Below are 25,664 nucleotides of genomic sequence, written 5' to 3'. Positions count from 1 at the left end.
GACACTCCGGGGAGCCCAACGCGGATGGTTACTTAAGGCTCCCCACCCAAGGACCGGGCAGATGGTGGGGGACCCGCGATGAGCGATATCGACGCGTTAGAGTCCGCGCTGGACGACGCCGCCAGCGAGTCGGGGGTCTCCCGCGAGGAGGTGCTCAAGCGAGCCATCGTCGCGCTCGCGGAGGCGAACGGCGTCGACGTGCCGAGCGACGACGACGTAGCGCGGATCGAGTCGGTCGTCTCCGACCTCGACGAGACCACCGATCGGCTCGAGTCGACCGCGACCGAGACGACCGAGGACCTCGAGGCCCTGGCCGCACGGACCGAGGAGCTGTCCGCGGACCTCGACGGCGTACGGACCGACGTCGACGCGCTGGAGTCCGACACCGACGCGCTGGAGGCGGACGTCGACGCGAAGGTCGAGGACCTCCGCGACCGGCTCGTCCGGATCTACCGCGACGTCGAGGATCGGGCGGCGGCGGACCACGCGCATCCGGACACGGAGGCGACGGTCGAGGACCTCGCCGCGACGGTCGCCGGCCTCGAGGACGCCGTCGCCGACGTCGATGCGCGCCTCGACGCCCTCCGTGGCGAGTCGGACGACGTCGGCGACCGGGTGTCCACGCTGGAGTCGCGAGTCGAGGAGGGGCTCGACCGCGACGACGACGTCGCCGGGAAGCTCTCGCGGGTCGCGAACGCCGTCGTCGGCGTTCAGCGCCGGCTCGCGTCGCTTGAACGGCGGGCGGCCGGCCGCGAGCGGCTGTCCGCTCTGACCACGGCCGCGAACCGGCACGGGGTCAGGACGGCGGACTGTGCGGCCTGTCGCGGGACCGTCGACCTCGCGCTGTTGTCGACGCCCGACTGCCCACACTGCGACCGGCGATTCGCCGACCTCGACCCGAAGACGGGCTTCTTCGGGACCTCACGGCTCACCGTGGGGGACCCGCCCGCGCTGGAGGGCGACGTCTCGCCGACGCCCTCGCCGACGGCGACACGTGCCGATCCCGACCCCGGGGACGCAGGTTCGGAGAGCACGGGGTCCGGGGATACGGGCTCCGAAGACACCGATCCGACCACCGACGGCTCTGGGGGTACGGACGGGACCAACGCCGGCCCCGACCGCTCCCGAAACGGCTCCGAGCGGGGTCGTGCCGCCGAGCCGCGGGGAGGCGAGGGACGATGACGGCCGACGGCTCCGGTGGCCCCAACGCCTCCGGTAACCCCAGCGCCTCCGATGACCGATCGACGCACGGCGACGAGGAGGACCCGTTCGCCGCGCTCGCGGAGGGCGACGACGGGATCGGGAGTCTCGACGACGCCGCGACCGACGCTCCCGACGACGTCTTCGAGCGAATGGCGGTCGAGGACCTCGGCGACGAGGACGTCTGGGACGCGCTCGACGAGGCGGCCGTCGGTTCCGTCGGAGCGGGGGGCGACGCCGCGCCGGCGGACGACGCCGACCGCGAGCACGTCGTCGACAAGCGACAGTACTGCCAGCGGTGTCCCCACTTCTCCGACCCGCCGGAGACGGCGTGTTCCAACGGGACGACGACGATCGTGGAGGTCGTCGAGACCGAGTCGTTCCGCGTCCGCGACTGCCCGATGGTGGGCGAGGACGGGCCGGCGTTCGACCGCGGGCGCTAGCTCGCGACGTCCCGCGGCGTCCGGAACCCTAAAAGGACACACCGCCTACGTCGCGGTATGCAGTTCTGTGACGAGTGCGGCTCGATGATGGTGTCGGTCGACGGCGAAATGACCTGTCGGGACGACGCGTGCGGGGCGACGAGCGAGCGCGACGAGGAGCTCGCCGCCCGCTTCGAGTCGACGGAAGAACAGACCGACGACGAGGTGATAGAGACGGTCGAGGGCGCGGAGTTCGAGGGGAAGCCGACCGCCACCGACGTCGTCTGTGACGGCTGCGGGCACGACGAGGCGTGGTACACGATCAAACAGACCGCCTCGGCCGACGAGCCGCCGACGCGCTTTTTTAAATGCAAAGAATGTAGTTCTCGATGGAGAGGTTATAACTAACCTTAACTAAGTGACATTAGCGGCATATAAAAGACATTCCTGGCGAATGAAAACAATGGTTGCCTTAGCTACACTTTCATATTCCTTCGGAACTAACTATCTGATGCGTTAATATGACTGATGAGACCCCGAACTCCACGAGCGACAGCGATAGCGATTCCAGTAAGAAGCCATCTGGTACGACGATTAAGAGGCAGAGACCAAACCGCCTCAGAATCAAAGCATGTGACCTCGAAATTGAGGCAGAATCACACGAGATGGATGTGGACGAGATGATGTCCGAATGTGCCCCAGAGATGGAGGAGATAATGGAGTATCACATGGTTGGTGATATGGTCAAAATCGAGGAACGAGACCTGTTCGCAGAGATTTTCGGGGGTAATAGGTGAGAAAATGCTCGGCTATGAACTGCTCGTGTACCCGTTTGTCGCTATCTGGTTAGCCGTGTTCTATTTTTTCTACTCGATGCTCGGGTTCGTTTGGTCGGCTCTGTATTTCATCCTCGCCGTGTGCGTGCTTTATCTGATGTTAACGGGTGCGTCCACGGTAGCGATTGGAATCTTTCTCGGGCTAATGACACTCCCTATCTGGTCGGCGGGGGTGTTCGGTTAGGTGATTCTACGAGTGTTCCAAATCCTGCTGGTCGTCTCTCTGGTACTGGGATTCGGGTACTTTGTGATAGACCTATACACTGTTCCAGACTCGGAGTATGTAGAATCAATTTCGCAAGGCGAAGTCAATCAAGTACTCCATCTTCGCTTCGTCTCGGATTCTGAAACTCGTGCGGAGGTCGATGCGTATGGAATCTACATCGATGGACAAAGCGAGCCGTATGAATTGAACCAGATGGATGCCCGCTTACCCAGACAGTCGATTGGGTATCCACCTGATGAGGACACGGTTACACTCGTCCTCTGGGCATCGGAGGGAGAGGTTCTTGAGACACACGAGGTAGACTTGGCATGAACCGACGCACGCTTCTCGAATGGACAGGGAGTATCGGAGCAGGATTAGTCGTTACACCGTCGTTTGGGCGAGAGACGATGATTGATACGAACAACACACAAGAAGACGAATTAGAGCGGTTATTCCCCCAAAAAATCGGTCTGTATGACCGACTGAGAGTAGATTCAGACCGAGTTGTGTATCGAGGGGAGAACGGAGGTGTGCTGAAGGTTCTGAACGAGGATGACCAGCGGTATCTCTCGGTGATTGCTGATTCCCTTCGGTTTAGTGTGCTATCGTGGGGGCAGGCATCTCGACTTCTGGACTCGTATGTGGATGCTGTCGAATATCAAAACCAAGATGGAGACCTTGTATATTCAGGGAGCGGCTGGGATGTGGTCTATCAGTACCACCATGTGACATACACAACACCGAGTACGGAGAGAGAGTACGACAAGGATTCTTTCGATGTCCATCCGTTGGATGTCGCTTCAAGATTGGTTGAGTGGAAGGTTCCCGAACTGTGGTCGATTCGGCAAGTGTACAGAGAGATATCTGGGGAGATGGTGGAGGTGATTGAATGAACCGTAGAGAACTGTTGACATCAGCGTTGGGTGTAGGGTTTGGTGTTATCTCAGCGGATTCAAACAACTATTTTGACGACTGGGAACGGAAAGAGTTGGACTACGGGACACACTACTGGCTTCGAGAGGGGAAAACCTGCTATGAGTACCGAGACTACACAGACGCCCGTGTACTCTCGATATACACTATCCACGAGGTCGGGGAACTGGATGAGTTCCTTTTGCGAACCCGAGTTGATTCTCCACGAGAAGCCATCCAAATCATCGCTCAACTCACTCATTCGTCCTGAAAGATGTATTCCAAAAGGCTCGACGCCAAGTTACTCGGCGTTCGCTCTGTGTCGAAGCGGTGGAAAAGAATAAGAGAAACTCAGACGGGTATATGATATGAATCAGCCAAACCGTCGTCATTTCGTCTCTTCGATTGCTCTCGGAGGGATTGCGGGAATTGCTGGCTGTATCGGTGATGGAAATGATGACTCTCGCCCTGATGACAGTGATGACCCCGAATCAGGGGATGATGAACGAGCGGGTGAAATCACTGATGTTCGAGGCAGCGCTACAACAAGAGGTTCCGAAAAAGGAACATGGTCTGTTGTCGAGGTAGAGTTTGATGTAAGGGGGGAACTCGAAGAGTCTGTTGAATTGGTTATTCAAGCCCTCCCGCAAAAATATACATCTCCTGAATTTGAGTCTGAAGAACCAGATGATGTTAGAACACTTGATAAAATTCAAATCGTGGATGGAGGTGGTCGTCCTGATGATGTACAAATCGAACTAATGGATTATTGGGATGATATCCCAAGAGTGAACGAACAGGCGTTTCGAGTGCGACTCGGGTTAGAATTAGAAAGTCGCCAAGGAGTTACTATCAAAGATGTTGTTGAACGCCCATTTATCGCTTATACGCACCGAGAGAATGGAGAAGAATCTCGAAATATTGACTCAGGGGGTAATAATCATACATGGGTGGAAGATGGAGAACAACATATTGTTTTAACTTCAGCAATATCTACTACTTCAAACATTTATGAAGAAGTACCCAGAATCCCGTTTGTGGTGAAGCATTCGCTTAGTATCGAGGATATGGATTCCTTAGAGGCAATTCATGAAAATGACCCGATAGCGTGGCAGGACTATCTTGACACGAGAAGCGAGGGGTCAGTAAGTAGCGTCAGATACTTAGAGCGCCCATTCTTCGCTGATATCGCTGATGCGATTCAGGGGGTATTTGAGCGGAATAATCTTACCGACGATGATGACATTATTGTTCGGACGGCATATAATCTAATCAACGATACGACAAGTTATGCCCAACCATGGGATACGGTTTCGGAATCGGTTCGAGTCCCATACCCTGAATTATTCTTCAGAGACGGAGAAGGGGATTGTAAGGCACAAGGATTCGCTGTAAATGGTATCCTTCATCATCTCGGATACGACACAAGCCTCTTCCTCTTTCGAATGAGAGACGCTCCTCCACTGGCATATCATCACCTGTCTGGTGGAGTTGGGATTGATTTAGACCCAGAAACCAGCCACATCGGAGAGCGAGTAGAAAGCGGAGTTGGACGAGATAGTAATTGGCGTCGTCCAGAGTTCACAGAGACTGACGAGCGAACTGCTGACCATATCTCTATTGACCCATCCACGAACTCTATTGCCGCATACTCTAATCAGCAGACTGCGGCGACATACCATTTTGTTGAAGGCAAATGAGCATATTCCTGAGCGGGTAATGTCCATCCGTGGCTCGTGGAATTGTAATTAATCGACCGATGAGTTACACCCTGTAACCAACCGCCGATATTTATATAGTGTACCATCTGTAAGCAGCAGCCCATAGAAATGTCAACAAACTATGCGGTGTACATCCGAGCAAGTACAGACAAACAAGCAGACGACCATCAGCGAGAGAGCATCGAGCGGTGGCTGTCCTCTGAAGGGGCAGATTTGGCTGAAGCGGAGATGTATGTGGACATCGGTAGTGGAGTCTCTGACGCCCGAGAACAGTTCCAAGCGTTGCTGGATGATATTAAGGCGGGAGCATACGAGACAGTCATCTGCTGGGAGATTTCCCGAATCAGTCGGTCGGGTGAAACACTCCAGCGATTCTTCAATCTCTGCGAGGAGACCGACACAACCATCGTGATTACAGACGGAGCCGTTGAACGAATTACTCCAGACGGGCAGGGTCGTTTCGTCGCAGACATCATCGGGATGGTGTACCAGCAGGAACACCGAACGCTCGTTCGGCGTACAAAGGCAGGGGTCAAGCGGGCACGAAACGAAGGAAAATGGCTCGGGACTCCTCCAGCGGGATTCAAACGAAACGATGAGGGCTATCTTCGACCGATTGTTGACCCAGACGACAGTGAGGTCTCCTTCTTTGAGATTCAGGACGCATTAGAGCGTATCGACTCTGGGGATTCCTACAATTCGGTTGCGAAGTCGCTACCTATCTCTCGACAAGCACTCTCCAATATTCATCAGGACCCTGAGCGTCGAAAGTGGTATCTCGAACAGACGAGTGATGATGAGCGGGTACAGAAAGCGGTTGAACCGCTCTCAGGGTGATTTATTTCCTTGCTACGGCGTGAGTCGCAGTCAATGGTTTCGGCTCCTCGACGAACAACTGTCCGATGTCCAGATAGACGCCGCCGTCGCTCGTCTCCATCCGCACACGGAACTCCACATCATCGACTAACTGACCATCCACGACGAACTGAACCGCATCCATCGACCCCAGAGACCGTGTGCTTCGGAGGGTTTGCCTGAGTTCGGCAAGGACACTACTGCGGTCGGTTTCGTCGGCGTTGTACAGCAAGTCCTCAAGCCCAGTTACTGTAACGGGCGTCGAGACCTCCTCATCTGCGGCGAGCCGCCTGAAGAACTCCAGCGAAGACATCTCGCTCTCCGTGTCGGCAACAGGCTCGGTTACGATGTTGTAGCCTTGATGGAGTGTCATAATTAGAACTGTTGGAGACCCATCTCCATAACGCTCTCATATCGTTCGTCGTCGGTAACATCCGCCATGAAGTCCGCAAGGGCTTCGAGGTCGTCGGTCTTCCACTCCTTCAGGTACTCAACGGTGTTCTGGTCGGATTTGTAGAGGTGGTAGAGGTAGTGAACTTTGTCGATGTCAAGCAGGCTGTCCGACCCCTTCCCGTTCTTGTTGAGTTTGCCCTCGATGTAGTTGATACGCTCGTCGGCGGTTACGGGCACCTTCTTGTCTCGGGAACCTTTGACCAACTTCTCGTCTTCGAGGTCGCTTACATTCAGATTCTTCGCCAGCAGGTGCTTGTTGAGTTCGTCGTATTCCTCGGCACCTCGCTGATAGAGTGCCGCATACGACTGCGTGAGCGGGTCGATGGCTTGTGGGAGGTTCACCGACCCTTCCAGAATCTGCTCAATGACCGAATCGACCGTATCCAGAGCGGTGTCGATATCTACCTCTTCACCATCGGAGAACACATTCGGGTAGTGTCTGGAGTAGTAGTACATACATTTACCACGGAGGATGACGCCGAGGTCGGCTTGTCCGAGGTCTTCGTGGCGTTCCCGTTCCTCTGAGATGATATCCTGAAGTTCGAAGAACAGGTTTTGCCGAAGTTCCGTGAGGGTGATTTCCTCATCCGTTCGCTCCTTGTTGGCGAAGATGAGAATATCGTACTCCGCATTATCGAGGTCGGAAATGTGTGGATTGTTCGGCATCTCCGACTGAACAGGATACGCTCCAGCGACGGTGAATCCACTTTTAATCAAGGCTTGGAGAATCACCGACCACGCTTCGTTTTCGTTGTGGTGGTAGGTGAATATCATCTCACCATCCGACTTCAGTACCCTATTCGCCTCCGAGAACACATTCGATAGGGATTCAACAAAGAACTCCTCGTCTTTGTTAGCACTCTTGTTAGCAACTATTTCTCTTGCTTTCGGAACGAGTTCAGATTTAAATTCCTCGTAATCATCTTTTAGACACTCTCGGAGCCACACATAGAAGTAGTCCGAGAGTTCTGAATATTGAACATTATCATAGTATGGTGGGTCTGTAATCACATAATCAACAGAACCCCTTGTTTGGTCCAGTCGTTCAGATGTCTTACAATTCAGATGTTTCACTCGTGACTCTTGGATAGATTCCGATGGAATATAGAATTGCTCTACATCCCCTGTTTTTTGATTCTTTACCTTCTCAAACGGCTCTTGGCAGTACTGTTTGGCATGATATACCTTTCTAAAGAAGTTATTTAACGATGAGATGGTCCCTTCGTTGCTAATCACATTTGATTCAACAGGTTGTACCTTCGGACTATATGAATGTCTTTCAAAAATACTAATTCCTTTTGAGTTACCAGCATGCCAACGACAAAGTTTTGAATTATATTCCAAAGAAGAAGAGACTGTGGTGACAAGAAATTCCGATATATTTTGTGAATCAGCGTCATCGAATTGTTTTTGTTTGACTTCTCGTGCCTTCTTGAATAATAGCCCAAATGTGAGTAAATGACGGGCGGTGAATAGGTCGTTAAATTGTTTATAGTTGTAGTTGTTTACAATTCTGTCTGTCTCATCACCGACGGGAATGCTTTGCGATGGAATGGGTAACTCTTGATAAATACTTTCTAATTCTACTTTGGCTTTCTCTACTCTCCGAGCATCATCCTCATCAAATTCCTTAATTCGTTTATTTCCTCGTGGAGTTATATACTGGAGAGCAAATCTGTCGAAGTGTGGCTTCTCATCTCGCCGTTGGAGTGTTTCTTTTACATCGTGTTTATGTCCATTTGAGCAAGTGTACTTACCGTAGCCGTAAGTACCATCACTTGGGTCAAATTCGTGTCCACAGTTTGGACACACCTCGTTTCCATCCTCTGAGACAGTTCCAACGCTTCCATCAGAAATACTCACCTCTGTCCCTTCTTTGAGACCCTTGTCCCTCGATTCTAATTCGATGATTCGGTCATCACAGTCTTGGTTCGGACAGTATAACGCTCCTGCTCTGGTCTTTTTTGTCTTTGCCAGTCGGTATCGGGGGAAGAGTTGAACTTCCTCATCACAGGTCAGACACGGTATTCGCTGTGATTGGAAGTAGTACAAGACTTCACACTCCTGTCCCGTTTCTGGGTCTATCGTCGTGTAGTACTCTCCCAATTCTTCCCGAGTCTCTTTGAGAATGCGGTCGAATTCCCGTTCGAGGACATCGAGGTTCACATCGTCCATCGACTTCTTCTCAGTCCACCACGCAACGGGGTTCAGTTCGTAGCCGATAACATCCGCTCCGAGACGGTTCATCTCAACGAGGGTTGTCCCCCCGCCTGCGAAGGGGTCGAGGACGGTTACATCCCTATCAATCCGCTCATCATCTGGATTGATGTACAGCCCGTCGTGTGTGCCGCTGTTTCGCTCTGTGAGAATGTCGTCCTTCGTTACGGTCTCGTCAGTCATCGCAGCGAGACCGAGACAACGGAAGGTAGAGCCAGCCCGCCGTGCCCACCATTTGTGAAGCGAATAGATGGGGCGATATACATCTCGGCGGTAGGTTTCTTTCTCAGCCAGTTCGTCCATCAGGTTCAGGGGTAGTTTGTCCCAAGTTTCCATGTTTTGTGTCATAGTATTGTTAGTCCGTCTGAATCCGCAGTACTGGAGTCATACACTCGGGGAGGCTCAGTCCGCCGTGAGAGACTTTCTTCGTGGCTCCTCGCTTAGTCCAGTTGTGGTGCCCTTGTACGACATAGTGCTGCCGTACCCGTTTAATAATGTTCGCCTGTTCGAGAATTCGGTATGATTGTCCGTTTCCGACTTCACAAAACCGACTACTGAACTTGCTGGCGAGTGCTTCCTCCTGCTCGTCTGTCGTTGAGTACGGGGAGTTCCCGAGATGGTTCACATACCCGTGGTCGCTCGTTACGAGGAATTCGTCGTGGGTACTCTCGTGGATGATGTCTTCGAGTAACTGCTTTGCGTCCTCGTATATCTCCTCGATTTCTTCAGTCGAATAGTTGCCTTTGAGGGCTGATTCGAGCCGCCTGTCGGGATGTCGTGTCCAGACGAATTCTGGGTTCGTGCTGGGGAGTTGTGGGACAGTCATGTCTCCGATGAATCGGTAATCCTCCCGAGAGACGACGGAGGGACTCTGAGCGTCGAACCATTCCCGACAAATGAATTGCGTTTCACTCGGGAGTCGCTCGATTGGTGCCCAAGACAGTGAGACCTCCCAACCTTGTTCGGCTCTGAGGTCGTTCTCCAGACGGAAACCCTCACGAAGGCTGAGAGCGTCCATAATCACCCCACAACCAGATTCTATGTTGGGAAGTGGGTGTTCACCCATCTGTTCCATTAGTTCATCGTATAGAGGCGAATACAGGCTTGCTAACTCTCGTTCAAGGAGGCGGGTCTGATATTCCGACTTGGCGAGTTGACGGTTTCCAAGAGCGTTCTCGTTACCCCAAATCCGTCGAAAGCACTCGAACACCCCGTCAAAGATGTTCTCCTCCGTAAGAAGCGAAGTAAACTCCTCGCTCCCGTACAGTCCGTTACTCATTCTTATCCACCTGTAAACTGACGGATAGCGTAGCCTTCTCGGGGACACTCAAATCCCATACCAGACTAAGAAACGCCTGTCGGGATAGCGGCTCATCAGGGACGAACTCGAAGGTCTCGTTGAGCGTTACTCGTTCACTAAGAGCATCGGCACTAATACCGTACTCTTTGAGGTCATCGGCTGTCAGCGTCCCGTTGACCGTTATTTCTGCTTCGTGAATCTCCCACTCGATACCGATGTCTCGTTCGAGGCGGTCGATGAGGTCAGGCTTGTTATCGGCGTCGATGGTGCCCATCATAGGATGTGGTCGCACGGATGGGCGAGCAGGTTCGTCTATGCCGAAGTTATCAAGCAATTCGTCGGTCGTTGCCCCTTCAACTGACACCTTTCCTTCCCGAACATCGCTCGCATCGAACTCGAAGCCGCACTCACAGGATGTTCCCCGTAACTCTTCACCGCACTGTGGACAGGCAAACGCAGAGGCACCTACCGAAGTGCCTGCCGACTCACCCTCTGTCGAGTCGTTACCACCCGTTTCTGTCTCCGTTTGAGTTGGAGAGGATGTCTGGGTCGTATCGATGGTAATCGTCGCTTCTTCGTCGTCCTCGTCCTCCTCATCAACGATGTACTGCTCGTGGACGAGGTTCGTATCGCTCCCGAGACTTCCAACTCGCTGTTCGAAGTAAGTCCCTACCTGAATCACCCCGTCCCGACAGAGCGAATTAATTGCGTCTTCGAGTTCCTCTTCGGTAGTAAGCGTCGTGTAGGCGGGGTTTCGGTAGAAGTCGTTTCGTAGGTGTTGATATTGAATTCCGCTTGCTCCAGCGTCCTTGACGGCGTTTTTGACTTCAGAGCGGAGTTGACTGGTGTCTGGCTCAACGACTGACAGCGTTGCCGTGTAGAAGTCGGTGTTTCCTCCAGTTGGGAGGTCTTGGGGAAACAACCCTCGGTCGGTCGAAGTATAGACAGTACCATACTTGTCTCGAACTCGGTCTCGGAGGTTCTGATAATTTTGGTCGTGAATTTCATCGAAGCCTTCAGGCAGAACTCCTTCCTCTCGTTTGAGTTGCTCCCCAGCGACGACTTTACGACCAAGTTCGATGATTCCCGTGTTTGTATCGACACTCGACCTTTTCGCAGGTGTTACGAGTACCAGCGTGTTGTTAAATTCTCGTTCCTGTCCAGTCGTGAGTGCCTCGAAATCCTCGTCATAATTTCGTTTGGCACCCAGAGAGACGACGATTTTGAGTGCCTTGTTGTCTGGAATGTCTTGGTCGGTATTCACGGGGTCTAAAATGAATACATTATTCTGTCCGCCGAAGAGGTCTTCCCGAATGAGGGACTCAACACGGTGGATAGCGTCGTGTTTGTGGATGTCTTCGGCTTTCTTTTCGATACGAGCCGCAGGGTTCTCCTCAGTGTCGAAGGCGTACTCGCCGTTTATTCGGTGAATGTGCCACGCATGTCCGTACACATCTTCGGTGAATGTCTGGATGATACGATGGGCGTTTATTCCCTTTCGGATGATTCCCATCAGCATCTGTCGTTTATTTGCTCCTTCTTCTCCTCCCCGACCGAGACTATGAAGAAGAACGATATTGACGAGTTCTTCGATGAGGTCATCAAACTCACCGTCCGCTTTCTGGAGGCGGTGATAGTCGTTGATGTACTTCCCGACGAGTTCGTTGTCGATATACTGGAATCGGTCGGTATAGCCGAAGACATCGACATCCCCCGTTAGAATGAGGTCTGTCCGATTGAAATTGTCTCGAAGAATTTCGGTGAGGAAGCGAAGGAGACCTCGTGCGTCCGAACTAATTCGCTGTTCGGAATACTTCTCCATCAGAAGGTCAAGGAGTAGCGGATGGAAGGGATAGTACCGCTCGATGCGGTCTTCCATATCTTGGTAGTCTTCTAACTGTATCTGGTCGTTTTGTCGATACACATCCGTGTATTCCTTGGCGAGAGAGGAGACCCCCTCTGGGTCAATTACCTCCCCAACGAGCCGATGGAGGATGAAATCAATTTTCTCGTCTCGACGGGACGAGAGGTCGTGAGTAAACGGGTTCGTCCGTTGCGTAATCGCCTGTACATCGTCGTTTTCGTACAGGAGGGAGACGAAGACACTCAGTTGCGTGTCATCCCGACCAGCGGCTTCGAGAAGGTTCTGGAGGAACGCAAGGTTGTCATCTTGGTAGTCGGAACGGTCTGCCATCCCGAACCACCGCTCGAACTCGTCGATAAGGACGAGCGTCGGTCTCCCTTCGAGCGTATCTCGAATTTCGTGAACTGTCGGCAGGCTCGTCCCGTCTGCCCACTGGTCGATACCGAGATAGTCTCCAACTGCTTCAGAAAGTCGGTTATAATCACTATCCAGATTGAACATCTGGAGTGCCGCTGTCCGAGTGTTGGTCGGAAGTTCGACTGAAATCCCCTGTTGGTCGAGCCACTTCTGTCCGAGAGTGGGTGAATTGAACAGGTGATACACGACGAGTTCTATGTGGCTTTTACCACTCCCGTATCCTCCACCAACGATTTGTCCACCTTCAGAGAACCCAGAACCCTCGTCCAACGCTGCCGCCGTATTCTCAACAATAGTCGTAAGCGTGTTAGTCGGGTATGTAATTTCGAGAATACGGTCTGCGTCCTTCTCAGGTGAGTCTCTATCGTCGTAAAGGTTGTAGAGGCTTACTTCATCCAGAAGCCCAGCAGGGTCGATTGAGCCATCTGGTGATTGAATCTCCTCACTTGGCGTAATGTAGTCCGAAAGAGTTCCTTCAGCCATCGAGGACGCCCCCTCCACGACGGTCGATGAATTCCATACTCACAGCATTTTCATGCTGACGGTAAAGTTGTTATGTCGTAGAGGGTTCGGGAAGGCGAGGAGATTGCGGGACGATAGCGGCGTCCTCAATTAGGAAGAGTCCACTTCGTCAAGTAACTGCTCGATTACCGTCTTGACTGACCCAATGTCCGCAATTTCGCTTTCGGAGAGGACATCAAAGTTATCCGAGTCCAAGTAGCCATCATCCGTCCGATGATACCATCGTAACTCAACAACACCGCCTTTTTCCTTTTTAACTGAATCCTCTTGGTATGTTACATACGCTTCTGCTTGTCCATCAGTTGCCCCTGATTTGGGATGGATACTGAGGGGTACCTCAGACCATCCTTGGATTTCAACCAATTCCCCGTGATTGTGATAATCTAAGCCGATATCGGCGTCTTGTTCTATCTGCTGTACTTCGTTTTCTGTTATTAGTTGGTCTGACATAGTTTGTGAGTTGATGTTGAATTACACTACTGCGATAGCGGCATCAGTTGACTGCCAGTACTTAGAGTCCTGAAACATCTCGGTTGTTGTAGGAGATAATATAGAGCCTCTGTACGCCTCATACACGCCACCATCGGTATAGAGGTAATATGTGTGCCCATCTATCTGGTACGCATCAATCTGAGAGTCGCCAGACGGTGAGGAGAAGGATACTGCTGGCTCAGTGTGAGCCGCAACCTCTCTCAAGAGACGGGTGTCCACACCCTCACAGTACACCTCAAAAATCTCGTTGAGTTCTGTTGCCGCTTGCTCTCCAGCGTAGTCCTCAAATTCGTTGTATAGAGTGTTGAACCCTCTGTCTATTTCAGAATCTTTTGGAGCAATATCATCGGAGGAGTAAAGCAGAATACCATCCATTGTGTTGAGACCATCGTGGGTGTACTCCATCATCAATTGGGTAGAGACTCCACGCACGGAGACCTCGGAGGATTGAGATATCTCGTCGGGTACCTCTTCTCCATCTACACCATGAATTGTAAGAATTATTATACCTCTTTGAACACCACTTTTAGACACTGTAACCGCTACTGGCTCTACTTTAGCAATCTGTTCAACAAAATTTTGTATGCTTATTTTGTCATTCATCGCACCAATCTTAGTGAATAAGTTTGTATATAAAATTTATGGTTTTGGTCTGTTGTTATCTGAAGAAATTATATGGGGTTGTATTCGAGATACTATTCTATGTCTGATACAAGGCAGAACTTTCTCACAGTTCTCACGAGCATAGCAGTGTGGACTGAAGAACAGCGGCGTGGGTTCACAGTTTCGGAACTCGCAGAACATACATACGGAGTTTCTGAACGGACGGTGAGAAGGTGTGTTAGAGACCTTCAGCAGGATGGATTTGTGAAGAAGCGAGAAGATGGGTTGTATTATCCGCTGATGACTATCCAGCCTTCTATTTTCCATCCTTAACCCTGATTTTGAGAGTGTGTATATCAGGCTATGCTACTCAGCCCGCACTCCCAGTATAGTAACCCAGACCAGATTGGCACTATTGTCGTTATCTCACCCTATCGGTATAGCAAATTAGTATCGAAGATACTAAATTTGCGGTGCGGTGTCGGCAGAGAAAAAGTTCTGACACCTGTTGTCGATAATCCGAAAATGAAATTAAAACAACAATGAAGTACCTACTGAATCTTAAACGAGTAATCACCAGAACCAAGATTCCACAACACCAGCACATCACCACCCACTGAGACCTCCGTCTTAGCCTCATCCTCACCCTCGTCTTTGATTTCTCTCAATGCCAGCAAATGAGCGGGGTTAGATTTGTTCAGACTCATACTTTCTTTATCATTAAACTTCATATTATCCACAATTTCTTTAATAATATCCTCTGTATATTCATCTACAAACTCCAGCATCCACCCTTCATCAGTCCAATAATCATCAATCATCTCCCAGTACTTTCGGGCGGTTTTATCGGTACAGTCCAGCACATCAGAAATGTAACCCACCTCCTCACCCTGAAGCATCTCTTTTTCAATTTGTGATTTAATGTGTACACTACTCAGGGAGCCACTCGCTAAAGTCTCAACATCATTAAGCCTCAACTCAAACAGATACTCAAGGGCGGGTACTCGGCTTTCCGCTGTCTGCTTTGTCTCCTCCACTATACGCTCCTCCACTTCATCGACCGACAGACCCGCATACCACGAGATAACAGAATCGACAGCACGCTCTAACTCGTCAAACTCGTTCAATAATTCACGGGTACGCACACTCACACCATCACGACTCCCATCGTTATTGACCACTCTCACTAAATCTCGTTTTACTCTCGCACGCTCCAATCGACTACTAAACGGAGACTCCAGCCATTCTGTTAACCTCTGCTCAAAATACTCTGCTTTAAAATAAGGTAACTGCTCATACAGAGACTTAGGCAGATACACGACCACTCGCTCCGTCTCATCGCTCTCAACCTTCTCCGCATTATCGGGTACTCCGAGCCTGTCCACCACCTCAACAGGCACACCAACCCCAGACAGCAACTTGTTTACTAACTCCTCGTTAAATGCTCCATTATCCGCTGCTTCTAAATCTGAGTCCATCATCGTACAAACCTCATATAAAACCGTCCCCGTAGTCCAGTGTTTATGGTCAGCCTCGTCTTTGATTTGTTGGAGTACATCAGCATACCGACTTCCCAATTTCACAGAAAACTTTTTCGAGTCCTCAGAAACTATACTAATACTTTTAAGCGAATTATTCACCTCTTCATTATTTGCTCTCCGTTCAGACATATATAATATTTTACACACAATCCTTATAAGTGTTTTGGGAAAAGCACCTTAGAGGTGTTTTTAGATTTCATGGAGCCTCTGAAAGTATCTTATTCATCTACCTCAACGACACTCTAAACCACTACTGTAAATTATATTTTTTTTCGTAGTTGGGAAGTCAGAGGGTCAGCATCGTAAAACCAAAATGCCAGTTTCAGGGATTCTCTCATCGGTTCGGGTTTCACGAGTCTTCTCAACGAGTCAAATACAAGAGGATACTTAATTACATAACAGCGTAAATAACACCACAGAGGTAATTTTAATAGGTGATAATAAATATAAATCCACCCATCTCTTTGAAAGCCTCCGTTCCTTCAGCATTACATAGTTAGAGGCGTATTTATCGCCTCCTAACTACCTAAGAAGCACCTTATAGGTGTAAAGTGAATTCAAGAGGGAGTGTGCTTTCACCGTAAAGTCTGTACTGATTGGTCGCATAGTAAAACTAAGTCGTGCGTTGGAGGGCTGATACTCTGCGATTAGGGTTTACAGTATTGAGGCTCTCACTTCGAGACTCAGAAAAAAATAAAATTTTGGTTTAGGCGTTGGGACATAGATATTTAGGGTACTATGTTGTAGTTATATTTATGTCAGCAAAACATCAGTCAGGGCGGCTTTGAGTGTGCGAGTGTGATTTTGTTCACCGTGTGGAAAACAAAGTCTGAGTAAAGTGCGATGGTGAAAAGGCTAAAGAGTAATACCGTACCTGTCTCGTTTATCGATGCTGGCGGTGTCATCGATGTAGTTTTTAGCAGTTTCCAGATTTTCCCATCCCACGATGTTCCTAAGACTCATGATATCTCCATCATTGTCTATCCAACTTTGGCAAAATGACCGTCTGAGTGCGTGAGTTGTGTATATTGACCGTTTGCGTCCGTCCGAATAGGTTTCGTATTCCTCCTCGATTGAACTATTTTTTAATGCTCGTAGGAAGATACGACGCCCGACATCTGTCGATATATTTGCGTTATCCACTTTGACTCCGTTCTCCTCTGCTTCTGCTTTCTCTTCCATTTTATACTGGTTTGTGTTGGAAGCGATGAATATATAATCAGAGTCTGGAGCGTGATATTTGGCTCTGTATCCTTGATTTATGTAGGTATCCAACAGTCGGCGGGTCTGTCTGTCGAAGTAAACGGTACGGTCTCCGAAGTCTGTTTTTACTGTCTCTATTTCTATCTCTCGCTTTTCCAGTTCTAACCGAGATAGTTTAGCGTTACAGGCTTCAGCCACCCGCATTCCTGTACTCGCCATTAACGAGAGGAGTGCTTTACCTCGCACCGTCTCGGCAGAATCAACTAAGTCTCGAAGTTCATCAGTCTCGAAAGTTGGCTTTTGGTGTTCTGTTTTTGTTCCATCGAGGTCGGGGTCGGCTCGGTCAACTGGATTCTTGGCATCAGAATCCATCAGAAGCCAATCATAAAACACAGAAATAGAACCGATGTATTGGGCAGCAGTTGCTTCCGTTAACTCGTCTTCGAGTCTGCCTACGAATAGGTCCATATCCCGCCCGCTGATACTCTCCATTTCGATATCGTATTCGTGTAAAAACGCTTCAAACCGACGCAGAGCGGACTGGTAGTTTTGGATTGTACTTTTGGCTTTACTCCCTTCTTTTCGGTCTATGAACTGCTCTATCTCTCTGTGTTCAAAGTCCATCTTCCCAGCCTCCTTGTCGTCTCTTTTCTTCCTGTCCAGCCTTTGCCAGCCTATATACGACCTCTTCGCTGATTTCTTCTATTGTAGGAGTCTTCTCCTGCGTTTCGATAACTTCGCCTCGTGTCTTCACGAGGCTCTGTTCTAATTCGTCTAACCTACTGAGAATTTTCTCACCTTCCAGAGTTTGACCGCTTCCTGTGGATTCTTTCTCAAATAAGACCTGTTCAACGCCTACACGAATCGCCTGAGCAATTGAAGCAAATTCGTCGGAGTCTTCAATTGCGTCAGTCCACTTCTGATGGCGTTCGTCGGTGATTTGAGTCCCGACCATAGTTTTACCGTCCGACATACCATAGTGTAGCATATGAGGTCGTATATAACTAATGTATAAAGTAGTTCGCTCCCTTAAGTGCAAGGAGTGTGGTCGTCGCTGGCGCGGGTACAACTGACGGTCGCTGAACCCGCCCGAGCAGCCCCCCACTCGCTCAGTCCCCACCCGATCAGCCCCACCCGACCGGTACCTTATCTGGGACGCCCCGACGACGCACCGCAGACCTACTCGCGTAACCGCACTTGAACTCCGGCCACGCCGGGATCTCCGTCCGCACCGCCAACGTCCTCTTCGCCGTCCCCACCCGCCCGCTCGACCGTGAGCAGTCCGTCGTCGGCGAGATCGTCGACGAGCCCCCGCAGCCACTCCCGCCCGTACTCGCCGCCCGGCGCGTAGTCGACGCGGACGCGGGGCCCGAGCTCGTCCAGCGACAGCTCGTCGAACTCGCCGAGCGTGCGGACCACGCGCCCGCGCATCTGTCGGCGCGACCCCTCGAAGCTCGGTTGGGTGGGCACGTCCGGCGCGGTGAAATCGCCCGTCTCGTAGGCGTGGCACCACTCGCGCCACGGGCAGCCCGCCTCGTCGCACCGGGGAGTGGTGCCGCAGGCGACGCCGCCGAGCTCCATGACCGCGTTGTTCCAGACGCGCGACTCGCCGGGCGGCATGACGTGTGAAGCGACCCGTTCGAACGCCGCGTCGTCGTCGGGGGTGTCGAACGCGCGGTGGAGGACCCGCTTCACGTTGGTGTCGACCACCGCGTCGCCCGCGTTGAACGCGAACGACGCCACCGCGTTGCCGGTGTAAGGGCCGACGCCCATCAGCTCCTGGAGCTCCGCGGGCGTCTCCGGGAACGTCCCGTCGTAGTCGGTTTCGACCTGCGTCGCGGCCTCGTGGAGGTACTTCGCGCGGTTGTTGTAGCCGAGCGAGTGGCGCGACCAGAAGGCGACGACGTCGCCGCGGTCGGCGGCCGCGAGCGCCGCGGTCGTGGGCCACTCCTCGAGGAACGCCTCCCACGCGGGGACGACCCGGTCGAGCTGGGTCTGTTGGCTCATCACCTCGCTGACGAGGACCGCGTAGGGGTCGTCGGTCCGTCGCCACGGGAAGTCGCGGTGGTCCGCCTCGTACCACTCGACGAGGGCCTCGCGAACCGCGTCGAGCGCGTCCGAGCCAGCGGGGAGGGCGGGCGCGTCGCCGTCCGCGAGCGATGGGGCGGGGTCCGGGTCGGACGAGGATGGATCCGGGTCGGTCATGCCCGGTGTTCGGGCCGGCGTCCGTTTATCCGTGCTGGTCTCGGTCGTTGCAGGTCACGTCCCGCGTCTGCACAGATCACGTCGGAACGCGACGTCGACGTCGAGGGGCTACCGCTCGCCGTCCACGGGGCCGACGTCGCGGTGGAGGTACATGTATAACAGGACCGGGAGGATCGTGAACACGAGGGTGGCGAGGAACCAGGCGAGCGCGCGGTCGCTGCCGCGAGCCTTCGCGTCGCGATAGATCCAGACGGCGACCGCGAGCACGATCCCGTATATCGCCCCGTAGTAGAGGAACGACCGGAACGTCTCGAACTGGGCGAGAACCGGGTCCATGCGGCCGAATGGGGGACCGGCTTAAAAGAGCGTGGCGGTTCGGGGCGTAGCGGCTCGGGTGTGGCGGTTCGAGGCGTAGCGGCTCGGGTGTGGCGGTTCGAGGCGTAGCGGCTCGGGTGTGGCGGTTCGAGGCGTAGCGGCTCGGGTGTGGCGGTTCGAGGCGTAGCGGCTCGGGACGTGGCGAGTCGAGGATCTCGCGTCGGAGAGGGGGCTATCTCTCGCCGTGGCGGGTTCACCCGCGCGGACTCAGTCGTTGTCGGGGCCGCCGCCCCCGCCGCGAACACCGCCATCGACGATCTCGCCGCCAGCACCGACGTTCGGATCCGTCAGGTCCGCGCTCATCACGAAGTCGGGCTCCGCCGCGACGGCGACGCGGTTCGCCGCGGTGTCGCTGACGTGTGCGGGCGTCTCGGGGATCAACACGCGTGCGGCGTCGGCGTCGCGCTCGGCGGCGTCGGTCGCGATCGCGTCGTAGAGCGTTCCAGCCGCCGCGTCGTCGCGCCACGCGGCGACGCCGTACACCGACGTGCGGTCGCCGGACGCCGCGGTCGACTCGTTCTCCGCGACCCGACTGTGGACGGCGACGCCGGCGACCGCGCCGTTGCGGACGACGAGCAGCCGGCCCGCCGCCGCGGCCGCGGCCAGCCGGTCGCGGGTGAGCGCCGAGCACGCCCACGACTCCGCCGGGTCGAGCGCGAGCCCCCGAAGGTGATCGCGCGCGTCGCTTCCCTGCCAGAACGCCCACGCGGCGTTCGGGTCGGGCTCGTCGACCACGGTACCGCCCGACGCGCCCCTGGCGGTCCCGGACGACGACCCGGAACCGGACTCGTCGTCGGCAGCCGGTTCCGGCTGCGCGAACCGGAACTCGGTGACCGGCTCGAAGCCCGTCGTCCGCGACTGTCCGAGGCCGGCGACGTTCCACGAGAACACCATGTTTCGGCAGACGGTCGCGCCGGCCGACCGGGCCCACGCCAGCATCGCCTCGGTGAGCAGCGTGCCGACGCCGAGTCCGCGGGCGTCGGGGTTCACGCGGATCCCCTGTCCCCACGCCTCCCACTCCGAGAGCAGCACCCCTTGGACGCAGCCGACGACCGCCTCCGGCTCCCCGGCCGCGGCCGCGCCGGTCCCGTCGCCCTCGACGAGGGTTTCCGGGTCGACCCCGTCGGGAGCGGCCTCGTCAGCGGCCGCACGCGACAGCGTCGCGACCAGCGTCCGCCGGTCGTCCCCGTCCGCACGGACCCACTCGGGGAAGACCCGCGGGATGTAGTCCTCGTGGCTCTCGCCCCACGTGTCCCGCGTGAACGCGGCGACGGGGTCGGCGTCCGCGAGCCGCGCCGGTCGGATCGTGACGCGGGTCATCGCCGGTCGCCCCCCGCAACGCGGGTCATCGCTCGGCCCGCCGCGGCCCGGCCCACCGTGACCCCGCCCGCCGCCGATCGGCGTCCGGTCACCGCCACGGTTGGGACTCCGCGGTCAGCTCCCCCGCGAGGTCCCGTCGCATCGCCTTCGCGGCGTCGGTCGTGTTCGCGAGCGCCCACATGAGTTTCACCTTCGCGGTCCCCGGCAGGGTGTCGCCGGCCTCGACGACGCCGGCGTCGAGCAGGTCGCGACCGGTGTCGTACACGCGGTCACACACCCGCCCTTCCAGACACTGGCTCGTCATGACGACGGTCGTGCCCGCGTCGACGAGCGCCTCGATCCGGGGGATCAGGTCGGTGTGGACGTGGCCGAGTCCCGTCCCCTCGATCACGACGCCCGACTTCCCGTCGAGGTAGTCCCAGGCCGCGGGGTCCATCCCCGGGGTGAACTTGACGAGCTCGACGTCCCGTTCGAGATCGAGCGCGGTCGCGAGCGCTGCCTCCCCCCGCGGGGCCGGCTCGCGGTTCCACGTGATCGCCCCCTCGGAGACGTCGTCGTCCGCGTCCGCCTCGCTCGCGCCTGCCTCGCTCGCGGCTGCGTAGTCGACCACGCCGAGCGGCTTCGCGCCGACCGTCTCGAACGCGTCGCGACGGGACGTGTGGTTCTTTCGGACGCGGGTCCCGCGGTGAAGCGCGCAGACGTCGTCGGAGGTGGTCGCGTGCATGCAGACGAGCGTCTCGGCGTGGTCCGCCTTCGCGGCCTCGACGGCGCAGACGGCGTTCATCACGTTGTCCGAGGAGGGGCGGTCGGCCGAGCGCTGGCTCCCGGTGAACACGACCGGGACCGGCGAGTCCAGCGTGAACGCGAGCGCGGCCGCGGAGTACTGCATCGTGTCCGTGCCGTGCATCACGACGACGCCGTCCGCGCCGGCCTCGATCTCCGCCTCGACCGCCGCGGCGAGGTCCCGCCAGATCGTCGGGTCCATGTTCTCCGAGAGGATGTTCGCGACGACCCGCCCGCGGTAGTTCGCGCGTCCCGCGAGGTCTGGCACCGCCCGGAGGACGTCCTCGGCGTCGAACTGGGCGGTCACCGCGCCGGTGCGGTAGTCGACGGTCGACGCGATCGTTCCGCCGGTCGAGATGAGCGATATCGTCGGCAGCTCCTCGTCGAAGGTGATCTCGGAGACGGCATCGTCGCCGTTCTCGCCGGTGTCGACGTCGCGCGCGCCGGACTCCAACACCTCGACGTCGGCCGCCGCGCGGTCGAAGCCGACGTTGTAGCCGCCGTCGAGCTTGACGACGAGGTGGTCGTGCGTGGTCGAGGGCAGGAGGACGCCCTCGTTCGTGACGTCCCCGCGGTCGACGCGGACGCGATCTCCCGGTTGCATACCACCGGCTTTCCCTGCGGCGGACTTCAACTACACGGTAGCGTGGAGTCCCGACCGTTCGCGTCCGCGTTCGGGGTCAGTCCTCCCTGTCGGGATCGGTGGGGCCCTACTCCCGGGAGCGGAGCTCGGGCGGCTTCTCCGTGCTCCCCAACCGAGTTCGCTGTCCGATGAGGTGATGAACGACGGCGGAGACGCCGAAGGCCGTGACGGCGAAGACGCCGACGTGCAGCGCGGTGAGCGCGCCGAGACCGGGCACGCCGATCCCCACGGCGAGCAGGACCGCACAGACGATCCCGGCGAGCCCGACGTAGTACAGGCTCCACGGGATCTCCTTCTCGCGGAGCACCTCGACGTAGATCTCGAGGTCCTGTAACGTGTCCGTCGGCGCCACGAGCTTGGTCTCCTCGTCGACGGTGACGACGTTCTTCTCCTCCAGTTTCGGCAGGTGCGTTCGTCGGAGGGTGCTGTGAACGTTCCGCCGGTCCTCGTATTGGACGTCGCCGGGGTCGACGTCGAGCTCCCACGCGGTGACGTGCGTCGAGAGATCGGAGACGTCGAGCGGCTCCTCGGCGCGTTTGAGCGCGTGGATCACGTATCGGCGGCGGCGGTTCGAGAGCACTTCGAAGACGTCGTCCTCCGAGAGATCGGCGTCGGCCGACTCGCCGGCGTCGGCGTTCCGTCTCCCCCGGTCGGTGGTCGTTGCGGTAGAGAGCATGTGTGTGGGCACCTCGTGTCCGCGACCGTCGGTCCTCCCCAGGTCCGTAGCGGGTCGCGTTCGAGTGCATCATGTGCGGGAGACTCGCATAAAGAGGTTGGATAGTTAAGGAGTAATTTCTTGAGGGCTGACAGCATCCGGGGCCCCTCGTCGTCGTTCAGGGGATCGTTGAGCCGGTTACAGGGGATGGCAGCGGCTCGTAGTCGGTGGTTACCGTCGGTCCGGAACGTCCTGGAGCGCATCAAGCGGTGCCTGAACCAACGGATGGCGTCGGTCGTCGACGCCGCGGGAACCGCTCGTCGTCCTACCGGATCCGCTCGTCGGTCCGCCGAGCGACTCATAACGAATACCGGTCCGCCCAAGGAGGTAATCGAGCGCTTCCGGCCCGGATGTCCGGGTCGGGGGGGCACGAACACAGGTGACAGAAACCATGGAACGACGCAAATTCGTGATCGGAATGGGTGCATTGGCAACGGGAAGCGCGGCCGCGGTGGGTACTGGTGCGTTCAGCCAGGCGACGGTCCCCGACCGGCAAGTGAGCGTCGAGGTGGCGAGCGGTGACGACGCCGGTGCCGTGGGACTGATTCCCGGCGACACCGACGTCGCGTACATCGACGAGTCCACGGGCGAGCTCACGATCGACCTCGACAAGGGTCTCGGCGACGGTGCCGAAGGGATGAACCCGAACTCGACGTACTACCTCGGCGGGACCAAGGAAACCCTCTCCTGGAACAACGGGCAGGACGGATACCACTGGGAGGAAGGTATCGATCCCGAAAACTTCGGCGAGGAGGACCTCTCCGACCGACCCCTGTTCTCGATCAAGAACCAGTCGACGGAAGAACGACGGACGCGGATCACGATCGAACTCCTCGAAGCCCCCGACGACTTCAAGATGGGTGCACTCGGCTACCAGTACGGTGACGTCGAGACGAGCGGTTCCGCCCTCATCGTGGACAACGACAACCCGACCGCGAGCGGAACCGGCCTCAACCTGACCCCCGGCCACCAGTACAACCTGGTCATGGTGCTCGAATCCGGCTCGGACGACGGCTCTGTCAAGGCGCAGATCACGGTTGAATCCTACGCACAGCGTCCCGAGTTCGAGCCGGAAGAGCCCTCGGAGCCGGCTCTGGAGTAATCCCTCGGTCCCAACGATCAACGCTTTTATGAAGGTATCATGAACCGTAGAGAACTCGTCCTCTCTCTCGCCGGAGTCGGGGTCGCAGGGAGCACGTTCACCGCCACGGGGGCGTTCAGCCAGGCGACCGCCGAACGGTCGTCGACGATCGAGGTCGTCACCGACGCGACGGGCGGGGTCGGATTGGTACCCGGCAGTCGGGTCGATTCGGCATATCTCGATTCGGACGGCGTGTTCGGGATCGACGTCGCTCGTGGCGACAACGAGGGGTTCAATAGGCGGTCCGAATACTGGCTCGGCGGACGAGTGGACCAACCCGATCGGCTCACGATCGAGGACCTCGAGGCGGAAGCGGTCGAGCTTTCCGACCTCGACTACCCGCTGTTCTCCGTCCGGAACCAGAGTACGGACCCCCGCGCCGTCGAGATCGACTTCGAGCTCGGTCCAGTCCCGGAGGACGTCTGTCTGTTCGTTCTCACGTGGTCCCCGGACATCGATCACGGGCCAACGGTCGCGAAGATCGGGTCCGGCGACTCGTTGGCGAACACGTGGCGACTCCCGATGGCTCCGGCCGATCGGTTCCACGTCGCCTTGGTGTTCGACATCGGAGCGCATCCGGAGCCGGGAAGCATGGACGGGTCGCTTTCGATCGTCGCTCGACGGCTTGACGACGGCGCGTGACTCCCGGATCACGCTCGCTACCACCGTTCTCCCCTTCCTCATCGCCCCAACGAGGACCGCGTACTTTGGTAGTCGGGGGTCGTCGACGTCGTTGATGCAGTCCCGTGGTTCACCGTCGATCCTGCTCGCGCTTGCCGCCGTCGCCGTCGCCCTCCTGCTCGTCTCCACGGGCGCGACGGTGTTCGACCAGCCCGCGGACCGGATCGACGACCGCGTCGCGCTCCAGCCCGCGCCTGACAACGACTACACCTACCTCGACGGCGACGGCGAACTGGTGATCGACGTCACCGGGGACAACCCGTACCTCGACGCCGACGGGGTCAACGTCAACGCGCTGACCGCCGTCGACCCGCTCTTTTACGTCACGTACGACGGCGACGCGTACGCCGACGTCTGGATCGACCACGGCGAGTTCAAGGGGGCCGTGACGTTCACGATCGACGGCCACTCGGCCGCGAGCGCGGGGGAACCGGTCCGCCTGACACCTGACCACGACCGGGTCCCCGTCGGCGTCGCGGTCGACACCCGCGTCGCCGAGGTCGTGGCGGGCGACCGGCTCTCCGGAACGGTTTCCGTCCACGCGCTGCCCGCCGACGAACGCGAATCGGACCCGTACCCGACCGACGATCCCGCGGTCGACGCCGCCGCGGCCGACGACGGTGACGGGGACGACGCCGGTGGTGGTGACGGGGACGACGCCGGGAGCGAAACCGACTCGACCGACGACGCCACCCGGCTCGCTCTCGACGACGACGGGGACGGGCTGGACACCGACCTCGAGAATGACCCCGAAAGCGACGCTGACGGGGGTCTGAACGACGGAACCACCGGCGGAGACGCCGCGGACGGAGACGCCGCGGACGATGCGGCCGCCGGGCCGGACTCCGACGGGGGCGACCCCGTCGAGGAGCCGGGCGCGCTCGGGCTGGAGGAGGTCGTCGGGGTCCTCGTACTGCTCGGGATCGTTCTGGCCACGGGGCTGTTGTTCCGGCGGATGCCCCGGTGGTGATCGATCGGGCAGTCGGCCGGCGGCCAGACGACCAGCGAACGTTTGTGTCGTCGCGGCCGTAGGTG

Annotated in this window: 26 protein-coding genes; 12 read left to right on the top strand and 14 right to left on the bottom strand. The window is 56.5% G+C overall.

Going from position 1 to position 25,664, the window contains the following annotated elements; all coding sequences use genetic code 11:
• The first annotated feature begins 78 nt into the window (after positions 1 to 78).
• The 8 genes from GRS48_RS04365 to GRS48_RS04330 all read left to right on the top strand — a co-directional run bounded on the left by GRS48_RS04365 (position 79) and on the right by GRS48_RS04330 (position 6,136).
• The gene (locus GRS48_RS04365) at positions 79 to 1,182 is read left to right on the top strand and encodes a hypothetical protein (protein ID WP_159483913.1); all 1,104 of its coding nucleotides are present in this window, start codon (positions 79 to 81) and stop codon (positions 1,180 to 1,182) included.
• Positions 1,179 to 1,643, top strand: coding sequence for a hypothetical protein (locus tag GRS48_RS04360; protein WP_159483911.1), 465 nt, complete (start codon positions 1,179 to 1,181; stop codon positions 1,641 to 1,643). The genes GRS48_RS04365 and GRS48_RS04360 overlap by 4 nt, the downstream gene beginning before the upstream one ends.
• Positions 1,644 to 1,700: 57 nt before the next feature.
• On the top strand, positions 1,701 to 2,030 hold the full coding sequence (locus tag GRS48_RS04355) for a transcription factor S (RefSeq protein ID WP_159483908.1): 330 nt from the start codon (positions 1,701 to 1,703) through the stop codon (positions 2,028 to 2,030).
• Positions 2,031 to 2,143: 113 nt separating this feature from the next.
• The gene (locus GRS48_RS04350) at positions 2,144 to 2,419 is read left to right on the top strand and encodes a hypothetical protein (RefSeq protein WP_159483906.1); all 276 of its coding nucleotides are present in this window, start codon (positions 2,144 to 2,146) and stop codon (positions 2,417 to 2,419) included.
• A gap of 223 nt (positions 2,420 to 2,642) precedes the next feature.
• On the top strand, positions 2,643 to 2,996 hold the full coding sequence (locus GRS48_RS04345; RefSeq protein WP_006672437.1) for a hypothetical protein: 354 nt from the start codon (positions 2,643 to 2,645) through the stop codon (positions 2,994 to 2,996).
• Positions 2,997 to 3,073: 77 nt separating this feature from the next.
• The gene (locus GRS48_RS04340) at positions 3,074 to 3,559 is read left to right on the top strand and encodes a hypothetical protein (RefSeq protein ID WP_159483904.1); all 486 of its coding nucleotides are present in this window, start codon (positions 3,074 to 3,076) and stop codon (positions 3,557 to 3,559) included.
• A gap of 387 nt (positions 3,560 to 3,946) precedes the next feature.
• A complete protein-coding gene (locus GRS48_RS04335) occupies positions 3,947 to 5,278 on the top strand; it encodes a hypothetical protein (RefSeq protein ID WP_159483899.1) in 1,332 nt (443 codons plus the stop codon).
• 129 nt (positions 5,279 to 5,407) lie between these two features.
• Positions 5,408 to 6,136, top strand: coding sequence for a recombinase family protein (locus tag GRS48_RS04330; RefSeq protein ID WP_159483896.1), 729 nt, complete (start codon positions 5,408 to 5,410; stop codon positions 6,134 to 6,136).
• A 1-nt stretch (position 6,137) separates the two neighbouring features.
• On the opposite strand, the gene GRS48_RS04325 is transcribed toward GRS48_RS04330, so the two are convergent.
• The 6 genes from GRS48_RS04325 to GRS48_RS04300 form a co-directional block, all read right to left on the bottom strand.
• Positions 6,138 to 6,527, bottom strand: a complete 390-nt coding sequence (locus GRS48_RS04325; RefSeq protein ID WP_159483894.1) for a hypothetical protein — start codon at positions 6,525 to 6,527, stop codon at positions 6,138 to 6,140.
• 2 nt (positions 6,528 to 6,529) lie between these two features.
• Entirely contained in the window at positions 6,530 to 9,007 is a 2,478-nt protein-coding gene (locus GRS48_RS04320) for a DUF1156 domain-containing protein (protein WP_159483892.1), read from the bottom strand.
• 172 nt (positions 9,008 to 9,179) lie between these two features.
• A complete protein-coding gene (locus GRS48_RS04315) occupies positions 9,180 to 10,103 on the bottom strand; it encodes a hypothetical protein (RefSeq protein WP_159483890.1) in 924 nt (307 codons plus the stop codon).
• Positions 10,096 to 12,888 (bottom strand): DUF499 domain-containing protein, encoded by a 2,793-nt coding sequence (locus tag GRS48_RS04310; protein ID WP_159483888.1) that lies wholly within the window; start codon positions 12,886 to 12,888, stop codon positions 10,096 to 10,098. The genes GRS48_RS04315 and GRS48_RS04310 overlap by 8 nt, the downstream gene beginning before the upstream one ends.
• Positions 12,889 to 13,017: 129 nt before the next feature.
• Complete coding sequence (locus tag GRS48_RS04305) at positions 13,018 to 13,377, bottom strand: hypothetical protein (protein ID WP_159483886.1); 360 nt, start codon at positions 13,375 to 13,377, stop codon at positions 13,018 to 13,020.
• Positions 13,378 to 13,398: 21 nt separating this feature from the next.
• Positions 13,399 to 14,022 carry a hypothetical protein gene (locus GRS48_RS04300; protein ID WP_159483884.1) on the bottom strand — a complete coding sequence of 208 codons (624 nt, stop codon included), beginning with the start codon at positions 14,020 to 14,022 and terminating at the stop codon, positions 13,399 to 13,401.
• 99 nt (positions 14,023 to 14,121) lie between these two features.
• Here GRS48_RS04300 and GRS48_RS04295 point away from each other — a divergent pair, with 99 nt between their 5' ends.
• Complete coding sequence (locus GRS48_RS04295; protein WP_159483882.1) at positions 14,122 to 14,355, top strand: DeoR family transcriptional regulator; 234 nt, start codon at positions 14,122 to 14,124, stop codon at positions 14,353 to 14,355.
• Between the two features lie 218 nt (positions 14,356 to 14,573).
• Here the strand turns inward: GRS48_RS04295 and GRS48_RS04290 are convergent, their stop codons facing one another.
• From GRS48_RS04290 to GRS48_RS04255, 8 genes are all read right to left on the bottom strand, one after another.
• Positions 14,574 to 15,692: a hypothetical protein gene (locus GRS48_RS04290; protein WP_159483880.1), complete on the bottom strand. Its 1,119-nt coding sequence runs from the start codon at positions 15,690 to 15,692 to the stop codon at positions 14,574 to 14,576.
• Positions 15,693 to 16,418: 726 nt separating this feature from the next.
• The gene (locus tag GRS48_RS04285) at positions 16,419 to 17,390 is read right to left on the bottom strand and encodes a tyrosine-type recombinase/integrase (RefSeq protein WP_159483878.1); all 972 of its coding nucleotides are present in this window, start codon (positions 17,388 to 17,390) and stop codon (positions 16,419 to 16,421) included.
• Positions 17,380 to 17,739: a hypothetical protein gene (locus tag GRS48_RS04280; RefSeq protein ID WP_159483876.1), complete on the bottom strand. Its 360-nt coding sequence runs from the start codon at positions 17,737 to 17,739 to the stop codon at positions 17,380 to 17,382. Before GRS48_RS04280 ends, GRS48_RS04285 begins: the two co-directional genes overlap by 11 nt.
• A 206-nt stretch (positions 17,740 to 17,945) precedes the next feature.
• Entirely contained in the window at positions 17,946 to 18,971 is a 1,026-nt protein-coding gene (locus GRS48_RS04275) for an A/G-specific adenine glycosylase (protein WP_159483874.1), read from the bottom strand.
• 108 nt (positions 18,972 to 19,079) lie between these two features.
• Positions 19,080 to 19,307, bottom strand: a complete 228-nt coding sequence (locus GRS48_RS04270) for a hypothetical protein (protein ID WP_159483872.1) — start codon at positions 19,305 to 19,307, stop codon at positions 19,080 to 19,082.
• Positions 19,308 to 19,553: 246 nt separating this feature from the next.
• Positions 19,554 to 20,666, bottom strand: a complete 1,113-nt coding sequence (locus GRS48_RS04265) for a GNAT family N-acetyltransferase (RefSeq protein WP_159483870.1) — start codon at positions 20,664 to 20,666, stop codon at positions 19,554 to 19,556.
• A gap of 88 nt (positions 20,667 to 20,754) precedes the next feature.
• Entirely contained in the window at positions 20,755 to 22,053 is a 1,299-nt protein-coding gene (gatD, locus tag GRS48_RS04260) for a Glu-tRNA(Gln) amidotransferase subunit GatD (RefSeq protein ID WP_159483868.1), read from the bottom strand.
• Positions 22,054 to 22,159: 106 nt separating this feature from the next.
• Positions 22,160 to 22,768, bottom strand: a complete 609-nt coding sequence (locus GRS48_RS04255) for a transcriptional regulator (protein WP_159483867.1) — start codon at positions 22,766 to 22,768, stop codon at positions 22,160 to 22,162.
• A 430-nt stretch (positions 22,769 to 23,198) separates the two neighbouring features.
• Here GRS48_RS04255 and GRS48_RS04250 point away from each other — a divergent pair, with 430 nt between their 5' ends.
• From GRS48_RS04250 to GRS48_RS04240, 3 genes are all read left to right on the top strand, one after another.
• On the top strand, positions 23,199 to 23,909 hold the full coding sequence (locus GRS48_RS04250; RefSeq protein WP_159483866.1) for a hypothetical protein: 711 nt from the start codon (positions 23,199 to 23,201) through the stop codon (positions 23,907 to 23,909).
• A gap of 39 nt (positions 23,910 to 23,948) precedes the next feature.
• On the top strand, positions 23,949 to 24,590 hold the full coding sequence (locus GRS48_RS04245) for a hypothetical protein (RefSeq protein WP_159483864.1): 642 nt from the start codon (positions 23,949 to 23,951) through the stop codon (positions 24,588 to 24,590).
• A gap of 94 nt (positions 24,591 to 24,684) precedes the next feature.
• Positions 24,685 to 25,599, top strand: coding sequence for a hypothetical protein (locus tag GRS48_RS04240; RefSeq protein WP_159483862.1), 915 nt, complete (start codon positions 24,685 to 24,687; stop codon positions 25,597 to 25,599).
• Positions 25,600 to 25,664: the final 65 nt, after the last annotated feature.

It is taken from the genome of Halorubrum sp. JWXQ-INN 858 (genome assembly GCF_009806985.1).
GTDB lineage: Archaea > Halobacteriota > Halobacteria > Halobacteriales > Haloferacaceae > Halorubrum.
The sequence above is the reverse complement of the archived record's forward strand: the minus strand, read 5'-3'. Positions and strand labels throughout refer to the sequence as shown.